The sequence below is a fragment of the Dehalogenimonas sp. NIT-SK1 genome (assembly GCF_055384165.1).
In genome coordinates this window covers 443520-455842 of the sequence record NZ_AP042352.1, presented here as the reverse complement: position 1 = coordinate 455842, position 12323 = coordinate 443520, and the positions used below count along the sequence as shown (strand labels likewise).

Here is a 12323-nt window from a genome sequence, read left to right as displayed (position 1 = left end):
ATAGGGCAGTCGACCTGGAAGCGACAAGGAGCCTCATGAACGTATCAAATCCTATCAAGTTCGGCACCGACGGCTGGCGCGGACTGATTGCCCGTGATTTCACTTTTGATAATGTAGCGATATGCGCCGCGGGCTATGCCCGCTATCTGGAAGAAACAGGCCTGGGTGCTAGAGGTATAGTAATCGGATACGATACCAGATTCCTGTCAACGGAATTCGCCCTGGAAACAGCCTCGGTGATTACCGCTGCCGGTATCCGCGTCATATTGTCTGACAGCCCTGTCCCGACTCCGGTGGTAAGTTTCAGCACAATGAGCCGAAACGCTGGCGGCGCCGTCGTACTAACCGCCAGTCATAACTCGGCGCAATGGAACGGCTTCAAAATTAAATCACCCACCGGTTCCAGTGCCGCGACTTCTGAAGTATCCAGAGTTGAAAACCACATTAATAGCGTTTTCGAACAGAGGAAACCTCCAGACAGGCTCAGTCAGAAACAGGCAGTTGACCGGGGTCTGCTGGAATACGCTGACCTGGCACCTTCTTATTTTGACCAACTGCAAAACCTCTTAGATCTGGAATCACTTCGACGTTCAGGGATTAAAATTGTAGTTGATTCCATGCACGGAGCCGGTGCCGGTTATTTTCGAAAACTGTTGGGTGACAATTACCCGCTGGTTGAAATCAGGAGCGAAATCAATCCGGCGTTTCCGGGAATGCAGCAACCGGAGCCAATTAGTAACAATCTCCAGGAACTGAAACAGCGGGTGCCCGCAGAAGGAGCGGCAGCCGGGCTGGCTACTGATGGTGACGCGGACCGTATCGGTATCATTGACGAACAAGGTAATTTCCTGACCCAGTTGCAAGTGATGTCTCTGCTGACTCTGTATCTACTGCAGACACGCGGCCAGCGTGGCGCCATCATTAAAACGATTACAACCTCCGGTATGCTGAATAAACTGGGGCAGATGTATCAGGTACCAGTTTTTGAAACGCCTGTTGGTTTCAAAAACATTGCCCCAATGATGGAAAGGGAGAACGCCATTATCGGCGGTGAAGAGAGCGGTGGATACGGTTTCAAAAACCATGTGCTGGAAAGGGATGCTATACTGGCCGGATTGTATTTTCTGGATTTCATGATCCGTACCGGAAAAAAACCTTCCGAACTGTTAAATGAACTATACTCCAAGGTCAGTCCCCACGATTATCAACGCATCGATGTTTCTTTCGAAGAAACTGATCGCCAGGCCGTCCTGGGCCGACTGGAAGCGGCGTTACCAGAAAAAATCGACGGCAACAAAGTCGAAAAAGATACCATTGACGGATTCCGTTTTTCCTTCGAAGATGGCGCTTGGCTGCTGATCAGGGCATCCGGGACAGAACCTCTGTTGCGCATCTACGCTGAAGCGGATTCAATGGACAGGGTAAAGAGACTGCTGGAAGCCGGACAGAAACTGGCGGGAGTATAATATGAGCGAAATAACACTGGACGATAAAGCCATCTATGAGAAGCTTGATCCCGAAGGTATGGGGCAACGGATACGAGAGTTGCCCGAGGTTATCCTGGATGCCTGGCAGGCCGCCTCTCAATTTGAACTGCCCAGATATCAGTCCATTGATAAAATACTGATACTTGGTATGGGCGGCTCCGCTATAGGTGGTGATTTGGTACGCCGCTTGCTTCTGGAAGAATCCAAAGCTCAGATCCAAATACACCGGGACTACACTCTTCCGTCATGGGTGGATGAAAAGACACTGGTTATTGCTTCAAGCTACTCCGGTAATACCGAGGAAACCCTTTCAGCTGTTGAACAGGCGCTTGATACAGCAGCAAAAATACTCATTATTACCACGGGCGGCAAACTTCTAGAGATATCCAAAGTCCACAACCTGCCCGCTTTTGTTTTCAACTACAAGGCCCAGCCGCGTGCCGCGATAGCATGGAGCGTATTCCCTCTCTTGAATTTTATTATCCGGTTAAATCTCGCTGAAGACAAAGACGCTGAGGTATCTGAGGCGGCCATGGTGTGCGAGCAATTCGCCAAAAAAATCGAGCCCTCAAAGCCTGTAAGCCATAATCTGGCCAAGGAAATGGCCTATCGGCTTCATGGGCACCTCCCGGTCATTTACGGTGCCGGAATCGTTACTGAGGTTGCTTACCGCTGGCAAACTCAATTCAATGAAAACTCAAAACAGTGGGCATTCGCCCAGGCTTTGCCGGAATTGAACCATAACGCTGTCGCCGGATATCAGCTGCCGGCTGAAATCTTGCCGTCTGTTTCAGTAATCCTGCTGCGCTCCAATCACCTTTCCCAGCGTATTATCAGGCGCTATAGTATAACCTCTGAATTACTGGTCCGCGCCGGGGTTGGAGTTGTTTCCGCCGACGGACGCGGTATAAGCCCGCTGGCTCAAATGATGAGTCTGGTTCTATTGGGGGATTATGTCAGCTATTACCTGGCTTTACTCAACAATACTGACCCTTCACCGGTAGATAACATCAGTTTCCTGAAAGACCGGCTGGCCGGAAATAATTAACCAACTGTATATTGCTGATTTGAAAAGATCCGTCTATTGAGTCGCTTTAATACCATTATCTAAATTACTAAAAAAGCCTTGGCCATTCTTTCGGCCAAGGCTTTTTCTGTATCAGAAATACTCTAGAATTACCGTTTTGTATATTGCGGCGCCTTGCGGGCACGCTTCAAGCCGGGTTTTTTACGTTCTTTAGTGCGCGGATCGCGAGTCAATAAACCGTTCTCTCTTAACGCGCCTTTATTGTTCTCATCAACAGCCACCAGTGCCCGGGCCAGCCCCATGGCAATAGCATCTGATTGACCCGCAATGCCACCGCCGGAACATTTTACCATCACACTGAATTTACCTACCGTTTCAGTTACCTCAAAAGGTTTCATCACCGAACGCAGGTATTCCGGACGGTTGAAACGTTCCTCAAAGGGTTTTCCATCCACGATGATGGCTCCTTTGCCAGGTGTCAGTCTAACCTGAGCTACCGCGGATTTGCGGCGTCCGGTGCCTTGAAAATAAGTTTTCTTTTCCATTACTGTCATTCCTCGCTACTATTTGCCTTCACCGGCAGTTGATACCTGGCCCAGATGCGGATGATCGGGACCGGCATAAATTCTCAATTTTTTAAACATCGCCGCGCCCAGACGGTTACGAGGCAACATACCCCGAATGGCCCTTTCCAAAGCGAAGGTCGGTTTCTTGTTCATCATCTCATTCAAACTGGCCTTGCGAAAACCGCCGGGATAGCCCGAATGTCGATAGTAAAACTTGTCAGTTCCTTTTTTTCCGGAAAATTCAATCTTAGCGGCATTGATAATTATTACTCCGTCACCGGTATCCAGATTGCGGCAGAATAAAGGTTTATGCTTGCCCATAAGCAGACGCGCTGCCTCTACAGCTACATGACCCAGCACTTTGCCGCCGGCATCAATAACATGCCACTCACGGGTAATCTCTCCCGCTTTCACATTATAAGTTTTCATCATAATCTCCCAAGTCTTTTGAATAGTTAATATTGACCAGGCATAAACCGTGACCGGGAACTGCCGGCCCGGCTGACCCCGGTGCTCCAGCGCGTACCAAATCTTTGAATTCGTCGATAGTCAGTCTTCCCTTCCCGACTCGTATCAAGGACCCTACGGTATTCCGCACTTGATGCGGTAAAAATGAAACCGCTCTCATCCGGAACACTACCTCTCGCCCATTACGAGTCACCGAGGCTTCATGTACAGTCCGCACAGTGTTTTTGGTGCTTTGACCGAGTTTAGTAGCAAACACTGCCATATCATGAGTACCTACCAGCAGACTGGCTGCCTGGTTCATAAGCTCGGTATCCAATGTTCCGGTCACCCTGTAAGCCCTTTTCTCCTCGATCGGGGATGGTGTCGGGCTGTTCCAGATCCGGTAACGATACTCACGACTTACAGCATGTCGTCTCACATCCAGTGATTCAGGGGTCAGATACACAGATTGCACCGCAATATCATCCGGTAAATAGTGATTCAACCCGCTCAGCACTTTATCCAGCGCCGGAACATTTTTGCTTCGAAAACTGGCCACCTGACCTAGTGCTGAAACACCGGCATCAGTCCGGCTGGCTAAATTAACCCTGGCCGGCGAACCAGTCAATTTCGCGATTGCTTTTTCCAGTTCCTGCTGCACGGTAGGTCCGTGACGCTGGCTTTGAGACCCATGAAAATGCGTCCCGTCATATTCAATTGTTAAAACCAGTTGTATTTTATCTTCTGCAGCCAATTCAGACTACTTAAGCAACTCCACAATAGCCATGGGAGCGGCATCACCCAGGCGTGGGGGCAGCTTGGTTATCCGGGTGTAACCGCCGGCCCGGTCAGCGTAACGTTTGGCTAAATCATCAAAAACCTTGGAAACAACTTTTTCATCATAAATGAAAGCTAAAGCCTGGCGCCGGGCATTCAAGTCACCTTTCTTACCCAGGGTTACCATTTTTTCGGCCAATCGCCGTATTTCCTTGGCTCTTGATTCCGTAGTGGTCAATTTTTCATAGCCCAGCAGGTCCGTGACCATACCCCGCAAAAAAGCCCTGCGCTGGCCTGAATCACGGTCAAACCGCTTGCTTCTCATAGCGTGTCTCATTTTATCTCACCTTACTCCGTGGTAGATTCAGCGTCTTCACGCTGAGTGTTATTTGATTCCGCACCGGTTTCATCCGTCGTTGCGTCACTATCAGATTGATTGAAAGATAAGCCATAAGCCTGCAATCGTTCTTCCAGTTCATTGAGGCTCTTGAGACCGAAGTTTCTCAATCCCATGAGCTCATCCACGCCCTTGCTCAGCAATTCACCTACCGTGGTCAATCCGGCATGCCTCAAGCAATTCAGGGAACGAACCGAAAGGTCAAGCTGTTCAATAGGCATATTGTAGTTTTCTTCTGATATGGTCAGCTTTTCCGGCTTTGTCTCCGGCAGAGCTATGGGTGCGTTGCCAATAGCGGTAAATGGCTGCAGTTGACTGGTCAAAATTGTGGCAGACTGAGCAAGCGCGTCAGAAGGATCGATTGTTCGGTCGGTCCAGATATGCAGATGCAGCCTTTCATAGCTCATTTCTTGGCCCATGTGCACCGGCTCAATTTCATAATTTACTTTTTCCACCGGACCAAAAATAGCATCTTGCGGAATGGTTCCGATAACCGGATTCTCTTGAGAATCAGCCATCGCAAAACCGCGTCCGATTTCGACTTCCATCTCAACATACAGGTGAGCTTCTTTATCATCGAGAGTTGCCAGATAAAGGTCCGGATTGGCTACCTCAAAATCACTGGAAGCATCTATGTCAGCTGCGGTTACCTGGCGTTTCCCCTTAACGTCCAGTACCAGACGGCCCGGCCTTCCAGACAGCGGTTTGAGCCGCAGACCTTTCAAGTTGAGCAGAAAGTTCATGGTGTCTTCTTTGGCATGAGGCAGCGGGGAAAACTCATGCTGAACACCTTCAATACGAACTTGGGTAACCGCCGCGCCTGTCAGCGAACTTAACAGCACACGGCGCAGGGCGTTGCCTAAAGTAGTACCAAACCCTTTTTCCATGGGTTCAACGGTATAATGGGCATACCCTGTTTCAATTTCTTTAATTTCTATTCCGGGCTGGGCAATATCTGTCACAGCCTAACCTCCTTAAGAGCCAAGCTAACGTGAATAGTATTCCACCGCCGCCTGGGCATCCAGCTTTTGATCCAGGTCATCCGGGGTGGGTAAGGCCTCTACCTTACAGGAAAGAGTTTTCCGGTCAATTGACAACCAAGCGGGGACCGCTTTGGTTTCAATAACCTCAAGCACCCTTTTGTAATACTGGTTCTTGGTGCTCTGTTCCCGGAAACCTATTTCATCGGATTCCTTAACGACAAATGAAGGGATATCCACTTTGCGTCCATTTACCACTATATGTCCATGCCGCACCAGCTGTCGGGCTTGGGCGCGGGAATCAGCCAGTCCAAGACGATAGATAACGTTATCCAGGCGCCTCTCCAGCAAAACCATGAAGGTATCACCGGTAACTCCGGGCTGTCTTTCAGCCTCAGCAAAGAATCTTTTGAACTGTCGTTCAAGCATTCCGTACGTGTAGCGTATTTTCTGTTTTTCTCTTAACTGAACTCCACGGTCAGACATCCGTCGCGGCCGCCCCGGTTGCGGACCGGGAGGTTTGGGACGCTTGTCAAAAGTACATTTTGCCAGGCATTTATTGCCTTTGAGCATCAATTTCTCGCCGCTTCGGCGGCACTGACGACATACTGCTAAATAATATCTTGCCATATTACTCTACACCCGCCTTCTCTTTGGGGGCCGACAACCGTTATGCGGTATAGGTGTCACATCCCTGATTCCGGTAATTACCAGCCCGGAAGTCTGAAGTGACCGGATCGCTCCTTCTCTTCCAGAACCGGGGCCTTTAACAAATACCTCTACCTGACGCAGTCCGCTCTCCATGGCTTTTTTAGCGCAATTCTGAGCCGCCAGCTGCGCCGCATAAGGGGTACTTTTTCTCGAACCCTTAAAACCGGCGTTCCCGGCGCTGGTCGAGGCCAGCGCGTTACCCTGGAGATCGGTCAGGGTAATAATAGTATTGTTGAAGGTTGCCTGTATAAAGGCTTTACCTACCGGTATATTCTTCTTTTCTTTTTTCTTGACGCCAGTGCGTTTCTTGGTCGCCATTAAAGCCTCCTAATTGGTATAACTAAACATAATTCCATATTACTTCTTGGCCATACCGCGTTTCTGACCGCGTCCGGCCACTGTCTTTTTGGGTCCGCGCCTGGTTCGGGCGTTAGTACGAGTGCGCTGACCTCTTGCCGGCAAACCGCGGCGGTGTCTCATGCCGCGATATGAACCTACATCGGTCAATCGTTTAATGTTAAGAGTGGTTTCTTTGCGCAGGTCACCCTCAACCCGGTATTCCTTATCAATTACTTCACGGAGCTTGTTCAACTCCTCTTCAGTAAGAGCGTTTACCTTTACATTAGGTTCGATATTCAATCTCTCAAGTATCTCTTTTGCCCGCGTAAGACCAATACCGTAAATATACGGCAGGGAATACACAATCTGTTTATTGCGGGGGATATCAACACCGGCAATACGTGCCATTTATGCCTCCTAACCCTGTCTCTGCTTATGTTTGACGTTGGGGCAGATATTACGGACCACGCCCTTTCGCCTGATTATCTTGCATTTTTCACATCTTGTTTTAACCGAAGCTCTGACCTTCACAATTATCTCCTTTGACTATCTACGACTTGAAACGGTAAGTTACCCGCCCACGGGTAAGGTCGTAAGGCGACAGTTCCACCAATACCCGGTCTCCAGGCAGAATGCGAATATAATGCACCCGCATTTTACCCGAAATGTGAGCCAGCACTTCATGACCATTAGCCAATTCTACTCGAAACGTTGTATTAGGCAACGCCTCCAGGACTGTACCTTCAACCTCTATGGCATCTTTCTTAGGCATAATATCAAGCAGCTTAACCGGCCGCCGTCAGAACCTCCGCTTCACCGTCGGTGATGACAATAGTATGTTCGTAATGAGCTGAAAGCTTGCCGTCTTCGGTCGATACCGTCCAGGCATCAGGACCAACCCGTGTCCGCCATGAACCCATATTCAGCATTGGCTCGAGAGCCATTGTCATTCCTTTTCTTAATATCTCACCGCTGCCCGCTTTTCCGTAATTGGGCACCGAAGGCTTCTCGTGCATCTCCCGCCCGATGCCGTGTCCGGTATATTCACGAACCACTCCATAACCACGCTGTTCAGCGTATTGCTGTATGGCAGCGCCTATATCGCCTAGTCGTTTTCCCGGCCGGGCGGCATTTATACCCTCGTTTAAAGACTGTTCGGTAGCTGCTATCAGGGCAGATGCTTCGGCGGTTATCCGCCCGACGCCAACCGTAACCGCCGCGTCGCCGTGAAACCCATCAACAATGGCGCCCAAATCCAGTGACACTATATCCCCTTCTCGCAGCACTCTTTCCCCGGGGATGCCGTGAACAATTTCTTCATTGACCGATATACAGACACAACCGGGAAAACCATGATAGCCTTTAAAAGACGGAACAGCCCCATGAGCCTTTATCATTTTTTCCGCCATTTTATCCAGTTCACTGGTCTTCATCCCCGGCCTAATACTGTTTTTAAGCTCGTTGAGCACCGTTCCGACAACACGTCCGGCACGGCGCATAATCTCTATTTCACGATCTGATTTTATAATAATCCCCATTATACTTTTTCTAACACCGTTATAATCCGGTCAGTTACCTTGCTTACTTCTCCCTGACCGTCAATTTCAGTCAGTACACCGGACGTCCGGTAATAATCAATAAGTGGCGCCGTATCTTTAAAGTAAACCGCCAATCGTTTTTTAACTGTTTCCGGCTTATCATCAGGACGTTGATAGAGTTCTCCGCTGCATTTTCGGCAACATTCCGATTCGTCCCGGTCACCGCCGGTATAAGTAGCCTGACAACTTCGGCAAACCCACCTGTTAGACAACCGTTTTTCCAATTCTGCTTCCGGTACGGCGATATACACTGCCCGGTCCACTTTTTCTCCTCGCTCTTTGAGGGCCTCATCCAGCGCTTCAGCCTGTGATAGAGTTCTCGGAAAACCATCCAGGATAACCCCAGATACATCAGAAAGCTCCTCAATGCGCTCAAGCACCATGCCGACGGTAAGAACGTCCGGCACCAACTGACCTTTTTCCAAGTAGCTCTTAACCTGTCTTCCCAATTCATTATCCCGCTCAATAGCCTTGCGGAACAAATCCCCGGAAGCCAGGTGAGCCATCTTCAGTTTTTCGGCCACTACAGCTGCCTGCGTACCTTTACCGGCACCCGGAGCTCCGAGAAAAACTACATTATACATGAAATTACCCTACTTGATAAAGCCTTCATAACGACGCATTACCAACTGGGATTCTAACTGCTTCATGGTATCCAATACCACGCCGACCACGATAAGCATACCGAAGGCCGAAAGCTGCAACGTTTGTACGCCGGTTATCTCACGGGCAAAGAAAGGCATAATAGCCACCGAACCCAGAAATAAGGCTCCTCCCCAGGTTATATTACGTATGACAAAATTTAAATAGTTAGATGTCTGTTTGCCCGGACGTATGCCTGGAATAAACCCACCTTGCTTTTGTAAAGTATCCGGTAGATTCTGCTGTTGGAATACAATCATGGTGTAGAAAAAGGCGAAAGCTACCGTCAGCAGAAAGAACATACCCCAGTAAAACAGCCCGATAGGCAGATCAGCGTTTGGGCTGAACCAATTTACGATAGTGTTGGCGAAATTGGGGTCAGTGCCGGCTGGATTAGCAAAATAACTGGCCACTGTTCCAGGAAATATAACTAACGCGGAAGCAAAAATAAGCGGAATCATGCCAGCGGTATTAACCCGCAACGGTATATGTGAAGCACCGCTCTGCCGATACATACGCCCGCTCTTGATAACGGTTTTAGCGTACTGCACCGGAATACGCCGGTGGGCTTCGGTGAAAATGACTATCACTGCCGTAGTGGCCAGAGCAATCAGGGCGTAAACAGCCAGTCCAATCAGCTGATCCTGGGCGAGGAAACCCTGCCCTATCAGCTCGGGAAGGCCGGCGACGATACCGGCAAAAATTATAATGGAAATACCATTGCCAATACCATAATGGGTGATCTGTTCCCCCAACCATACCAGGAAAAGAGTACCGGCGGTCAGCGATATAATAATCGCTGCGGTTACCAGCGGTTCTGAAGCTGCCACGACACCTTCACGCTGCAGCAGTACCAACTGGCCCCATCCACCCATCACGGCCAGAGGAACTACCAGCCAATGGGTAATCACATTTATTTTATTACGGCCTGCTTCACCTTCCTGGGAAAGCCGCTGCAAAGCCGGAATAACCGGCGTCATCAGCGTCATGACAATACTGGCGGTAATATAAGGATAAACACCAAGCGCTACCAGGCTGAAATTTCTCAGCGCTCCACCGGAGAAAATATCCAGCATGCCTAAAACAGCATTCGACTGCATCAGGTCTGATAAGGCCTGTGAATCGACTCCGGGCATGGGAACATGGGCAATAACTCTAAATGCTACCAATATACCCAGTACGACAAGAAGGCGCCGCCGCAAGTCCGGCAGGCTGAAAGCATCTATCATTGCCTGCAATAATTTGGGGCGACCCATTTTCTCCGCCATTAGATTACCTCTGCCTGGCCACCGGCTGCCTCAATCTTGGACTTAGCTGCCGCGGTAAAACGATTAGCTTTTATGGTCAACGACCGGTCAAGTTCACCGGTAGCCAAAATTTTTATCGGCATTTTGGTGTTTTTCAACATTCGTTTCTCAACCAGCAATTCCGGGGTGACAACCGTTCCTTCCTCAAAGCGGTTGAGTTCTCCAATATTTATAATGCCGTATTCTATACGGAAAGGGTTGACGAAACCGCGCTTCTGCGGCAACTTCTTCACCAGCGGATTTTGGCCACCCTCAAAACTGGGGTGGATATTACCGCCGGCCCTTGATTTCTGGCCCTTCAAACCTTTACCGGAATAAGTGCCGTGTCCGCTGCCGTCCCCTCGGCCGACCCGCTTGCGATCTTTACGGGCGCCCGGGGAAGGGAAAAGTTCGTGTTCTTTCACTATTTTGCCTCCGCCACTTCAACGAGGTGCCTGACTTTTAGAATCATACCCCGGACAGCCTGATTATCCTGATGGATTACTGTCTGATGTAATTTTTTAAGACCCAGAGCCGCTATAGTCGCTTTCTGGTCTGCTCTATAACCTATAGAACTCTTGACCCAGGTAACTGCCAGTTTAGACATTCGCCGTAGCCTCCTCGTTCTGGGTAATACCTCGGCGTCTGGCTACAACTGCCTTGGGGTCTCGGATCTGCCGCAAGGCCTCTACTGTCGCCCTGGCGACATTAGTTTTATTCGCGCTACCCATGGATTTGGTCAAAATATCTTTAATACCAGCCGTTTCCATCACCGCCCGGACACTGCCTCCGGCAATAATGCCGGTGCCAGGAGATGCCGGCTTCAAAAAGACTTCGGCTCCGCCATAGCGGACCCTGGCTTCATGATGTATGGTGGTGCCCTTCATTTCGACCTTGATCAAATTCTTTTTAGCGGTAGCGCTGGCCTTGGCAATTGCCACCGGAACTTCCTTGGCTTTACCGGTGCCAACCCCCACGTGACCTTCTCCATCGCCGACTACGACCAAAGCGGAAAAAGCCATGCGCTTACCACCCTTAACCACTTTGGTTACCCGGTTGATATAAATGAGCTTGTCGTTTAAGGACAGCTCCTGAGAATCTATCTTGGACATTATTTCTTTAACCACTTCGCCTCCTAGAACGACAATCCAGCCGCGCGAGCGGCCTCAGCCAGAGCTTTTACCCGGCCGTGATATTGATATCCACCACGGTCAAAAACCACCTCTTTAATACCGGCGTCCTTAGCCCGCTTGGCTATTAGCTGACCCACCATCTCCGCCTGGGCGGTTTTGGCAGCATCGGCGGTTTTCTCTTTTAGACCAGTATCCAAGGTTGAAGCCTGAGCCAGGGTAGTGCCCCTGCTGTCATCAACAATCTGCACGTATATGTGCTCCAGTGACCGAAAAACACACAATCTGGGACGTTCCGACGTACCTTGAAGCTTCTTGCGAAGTCTTTTGTGCCTCACTATGCGGGCGTAACGTGAATCACTCTTAACCATTATTTACCCGCCTTTCCAACCGCTTTACCGGGTTTTAATTTTATAGTTTCGCCGGCATAGCGGATACCTTTGCCTTTATAAGAGTCCGGTTTGCGTACAGCCCGTATTTCAGCTGCCACCTGCCCTACCAGCTCTTTGTCAATACCGACTACTTTCAGCTTTGTCGGCGTTTCCAGCACAAAAGAAATTCCTTCAACTGCCGGTATTTCCACATTATGGGAGTAACCTACCCTCAGTACCAGTTTTTCACCATCTTTCTCAGCTCGAAAACCGACACCGACGATATCCAGTCCAACGGTGTACCCTTCGGCAACACCTTTGACCATGTTGTTCAGCAAAGACCTGGTAAGGCCGTGCATTGCCCGATGCTGTGGCGCGTCTGTGGGTCGCTCCACCAGCAATTTACCATCTTCCTGCTTGATGCTCATGTCTGGATTAAAGGTACGTTTCAGCTCCCCTTTGGGGCCGGCAACCGTCACCTCGCTTCCGTCGATGGACACCTTAACCCCTTGGGGCAGGGCCACCGGTAACTTTCCAATTCGTGACATCGTATATAATCCTCGAC

The 12323-nt window shown here is 49.7% G+C and carries 20 protein-coding genes; 2 read left to right on the top strand and 18 right to left on the bottom strand.

Annotated elements, in window-relative coordinates:
* Window positions 1-35: 35 nt before the first annotated feature.
* Together ACZ48S_RS02470 and ACZ48S_RS02465 are read left to right on the top strand one after the other, a co-directional pair.
* Window positions 36-1466: a phosphoglucomutase/phosphomannomutase family protein gene (locus tag ACZ48S_RS02470; protein ID WP_464213730.1), complete on the top strand. Its 1431-nt coding sequence runs from the start codon at window positions 36-38 to the stop codon at window positions 1464-1466.
* Window position 1467: 1 nt separating this feature from the next.
* Complete coding sequence (locus ACZ48S_RS02465) at window positions 1468-2535, top strand: bifunctional phosphoglucose/phosphomannose isomerase (RefSeq protein ID WP_464213728.1); 1068 nt, start codon at window positions 1468-1470, stop codon at window positions 2533-2535.
* Window positions 2536-2663: 128 nt separating this feature from the next.
* Here ACZ48S_RS02465 and rpsI read toward each other — a convergent pair whose 3' ends face one another.
* Genes rpsI through rplF form a run of 18 tightly spaced genes read right to left on the bottom strand, consistent with a single transcriptional unit; the run spans window position 2664 to window position 12306 of the window.
* Window positions 2664-3059 (bottom strand): 30S ribosomal protein S9, encoded by a 396-nt coding sequence (gene rpsI / locus ACZ48S_RS02460; protein WP_464213726.1) that lies wholly within the window; start codon window positions 3057-3059, stop codon window positions 2664-2666.
* A gap of 18 nt (window positions 3060-3077) precedes the next feature.
* The gene (gene rplM, locus ACZ48S_RS02455; RefSeq protein WP_464214526.1) at window positions 3078-3509 is read right to left on the bottom strand and encodes a 50S ribosomal protein L13; all 432 of its coding nucleotides are present in this window, start codon (window positions 3507-3509) and stop codon (window positions 3078-3080) included.
* Entirely contained in the window at window positions 3496-4281 is a 786-nt protein-coding gene (gene truA / locus ACZ48S_RS02450; protein WP_464213724.1) for a tRNA pseudouridine(38-40) synthase TruA, read from the bottom strand. The genes rplM and truA overlap by 14 nt, the downstream gene beginning before the upstream one ends.
* A 6-nt stretch (window positions 4282-4287) precedes the next feature.
* Window positions 4288-4629 (bottom strand): 50S ribosomal protein L17, encoded by a 342-nt coding sequence (gene rplQ / locus ACZ48S_RS02445; RefSeq protein ID WP_464213722.1) that lies wholly within the window; start codon window positions 4627-4629, stop codon window positions 4288-4290.
* 23 nt (window positions 4630-4652) lie between these two features.
* Window positions 4653-5663 (bottom strand): DNA-directed RNA polymerase subunit alpha, encoded by a 1011-nt coding sequence (locus tag ACZ48S_RS02440; RefSeq protein ID WP_464213720.1) that lies wholly within the window; start codon window positions 5661-5663, stop codon window positions 4653-4655.
* A 24-nt stretch (window positions 5664-5687) separates the two neighbouring features.
* Window positions 5688-6311 carry a 30S ribosomal protein S4 gene (rpsD, locus tag ACZ48S_RS02435; protein WP_464213718.1) on the bottom strand — a complete coding sequence of 208 codons (624 nt, stop codon included), beginning with the start codon at window positions 6309-6311 and terminating at the stop codon, window positions 5688-5690.
* 6 nt (window positions 6312-6317) lie between these two features.
* The gene (rpsK, locus tag ACZ48S_RS02430) at window positions 6318-6710 is read right to left on the bottom strand and encodes a 30S ribosomal protein S11 (protein ID WP_464213716.1); all 393 of its coding nucleotides are present in this window, start codon (window positions 6708-6710) and stop codon (window positions 6318-6320) included.
* A 39-nt stretch (window positions 6711-6749) separates the two neighbouring features.
* Entirely contained in the window at window positions 6750-7139 is a 390-nt protein-coding gene (gene rpsM / locus ACZ48S_RS02425) for a 30S ribosomal protein S13 (protein ID WP_464213714.1), read from the bottom strand.
* Window positions 7140-7148: 9 nt separating this feature from the next.
* Entirely contained in the window at window positions 7149-7262 is a 114-nt protein-coding gene (gene rpmJ, locus ACZ48S_RS02420; RefSeq protein ID WP_464213712.1) for a 50S ribosomal protein L36, read from the bottom strand.
* Between the two features lie 19 nt (window positions 7263-7281).
* The gene (gene infA / locus ACZ48S_RS02415) at window positions 7282-7503 is read right to left on the bottom strand and encodes a translation initiation factor IF-1 (RefSeq protein ID WP_338738068.1); all 222 of its coding nucleotides are present in this window, start codon (window positions 7501-7503) and stop codon (window positions 7282-7284) included.
* A 13-nt stretch (window positions 7504-7516) separates the two neighbouring features.
* Window positions 7517-8269, bottom strand: a complete 753-nt coding sequence (map, locus tag ACZ48S_RS02410; RefSeq protein WP_464213708.1) for a type I methionyl aminopeptidase — start codon at window positions 8267-8269, stop codon at window positions 7517-7519.
* Window positions 8269-8913 (bottom strand): adenylate kinase, encoded by a 645-nt coding sequence (locus ACZ48S_RS02405; protein WP_464213705.1) that lies wholly within the window; start codon window positions 8911-8913, stop codon window positions 8269-8271. The genes map and ACZ48S_RS02405 overlap by 1 nt, the downstream gene beginning before the upstream one ends.
* Window positions 8914-8922: 9 nt before the next feature.
* Window positions 8923-10239, bottom strand: a complete 1317-nt coding sequence (secY, locus tag ACZ48S_RS02400; protein WP_464213703.1) for a preprotein translocase subunit SecY — start codon at window positions 10237-10239, stop codon at window positions 8923-8925.
* Entirely contained in the window at window positions 10239-10682 is a 444-nt protein-coding gene (gene rplO, locus ACZ48S_RS02395) for a 50S ribosomal protein L15 (protein WP_464213701.1), read from the bottom strand. The genes secY and rplO overlap by 1 nt, the downstream gene beginning before the upstream one ends.
* Window positions 10682-10864, bottom strand: a complete 183-nt coding sequence (gene rpmD, locus ACZ48S_RS02390; protein WP_464213699.1) for a 50S ribosomal protein L30 — start codon at window positions 10862-10864, stop codon at window positions 10682-10684. The genes rplO and rpmD overlap by 1 nt, the downstream gene beginning before the upstream one ends.
* On the bottom strand, window positions 10857-11369 hold the full coding sequence (rpsE, locus tag ACZ48S_RS02385) for a 30S ribosomal protein S5 (protein WP_464214524.1): 513 nt from the start codon (window positions 11367-11369) through the stop codon (window positions 10857-10859). Before rpsE ends, rpmD begins: the two co-directional genes overlap by 8 nt.
* 23 nt (window positions 11370-11392) lie before the next feature.
* A complete protein-coding gene (gene rplR, locus ACZ48S_RS02380; RefSeq protein WP_464213697.1) occupies window positions 11393-11758 on the bottom strand; it encodes a 50S ribosomal protein L18 in 366 nt (121 codons plus the stop codon).
* Complete coding sequence (gene rplF / locus ACZ48S_RS02375; protein WP_464213695.1) at window positions 11758-12306, bottom strand: 50S ribosomal protein L6; 549 nt, start codon at window positions 12304-12306, stop codon at window positions 11758-11760. The genes rplR and rplF overlap by 1 nt, the downstream gene beginning before the upstream one ends.
* Between the last annotated feature and the right edge of the window lie 17 nt (window positions 12307-12323).

What these genes read in the sequence shown, in the direction of transcription:
- ACZ48S_RS02470 (WP_464213730.1), top strand. Translation starts at nt 36, where the DNA reads ATGAACGTATCAAATCCTATCAAGTTCGGCACCGACGGCTGGCGCGGA.
- ACZ48S_RS02465 (WP_464213728.1), top strand. Translation starts at nt 1,468, where the DNA reads ATGAGCGAAATAACACTGGACGATAAAGCCATCTATGAGAAGCTTGAT.
- rpsI (WP_464213726.1), bottom strand. Translation starts at nt 3,059, where the DNA reads ATGGAAAAGAAAACTTATTTTCAAGGCACCGGACGCCGCAAATCCGCG.
- rplM (WP_464214526.1), bottom strand. Translation starts at nt 3,509, where the DNA reads ATGAAAACTTATAATGTGAAAGCGGGAGAGATTACCCGTGAGTGGCAT.
- rplQ (WP_464213722.1), bottom strand. Translation starts at nt 4,629, where the DNA reads ATGAGAAGCAAGCGGTTTGACCGTGATTCAGGCCAGCGCAGGGCTTTT.
- rpsD (WP_464213718.1), bottom strand. Translation starts at nt 6,311, where the DNA reads ATGGCAAGATATTATTTAGCAGTATGTCGTCAGTGCCGCCGAAGCGGC.
- rpsK (WP_464213716.1), bottom strand. Translation starts at nt 6,710, where the DNA reads ATGGCGACCAAGAAACGCACTGGCGTCAAGAAAAAAGAAAAGAAGAAT.
- rpsM (WP_464213714.1), bottom strand. Translation starts at nt 7,139, where the DNA reads ATGGCACGTATTGCCGGTGTTGATATCCCCCGCAATAAACAGATTGTG.
- infA (WP_338738068.1), bottom strand. Translation starts at nt 7,503, where the DNA reads ATGCCTAAGAAAGATGCCATAGAGGTTGAAGGTACAGTCCTGGAGGCG.
- map (WP_464213708.1), bottom strand. Translation starts at nt 8,269, where the DNA reads ATGGGGATTATTATAAAATCAGATCGTGAAATAGAGATTATGCGCCGT.
- ACZ48S_RS02405 (WP_464213705.1), bottom strand. Translation starts at nt 8,913, where the DNA reads ATGTATAATGTAGTTTTTCTCGGAGCTCCGGGTGCCGGTAAAGGTACG.
- secY (WP_464213703.1), bottom strand. Translation starts at nt 10,239, where the DNA reads ATGGCGGAGAAAATGGGTCGCCCCAAATTATTGCAGGCAATGATAGAT.
- rpmD (WP_464213699.1), bottom strand. Translation starts at nt 10,864, where the DNA reads ATGTCTAAACTGGCAGTTACCTGGGTCAAGAGTTCTATAGGTTATAGA.
- rpsE (WP_464214524.1), bottom strand. Translation starts at nt 11,369, where the DNA reads ATGTCCAAGATAGATTCTCAGGAGCTGTCCTTAAACGACAAGCTCATT.
- rplR (WP_464213697.1), bottom strand. Translation starts at nt 11,758, where the DNA reads ATGGTTAAGAGTGATTCACGTTACGCCCGCATAGTGAGGCACAAAAGA.
- rplF (WP_464213695.1), bottom strand. Translation starts at nt 12,306, where the DNA reads ATGTCACGAATTGGAAAGTTACCGGTGGCCCTGCCCCAAGGGGTTAAG.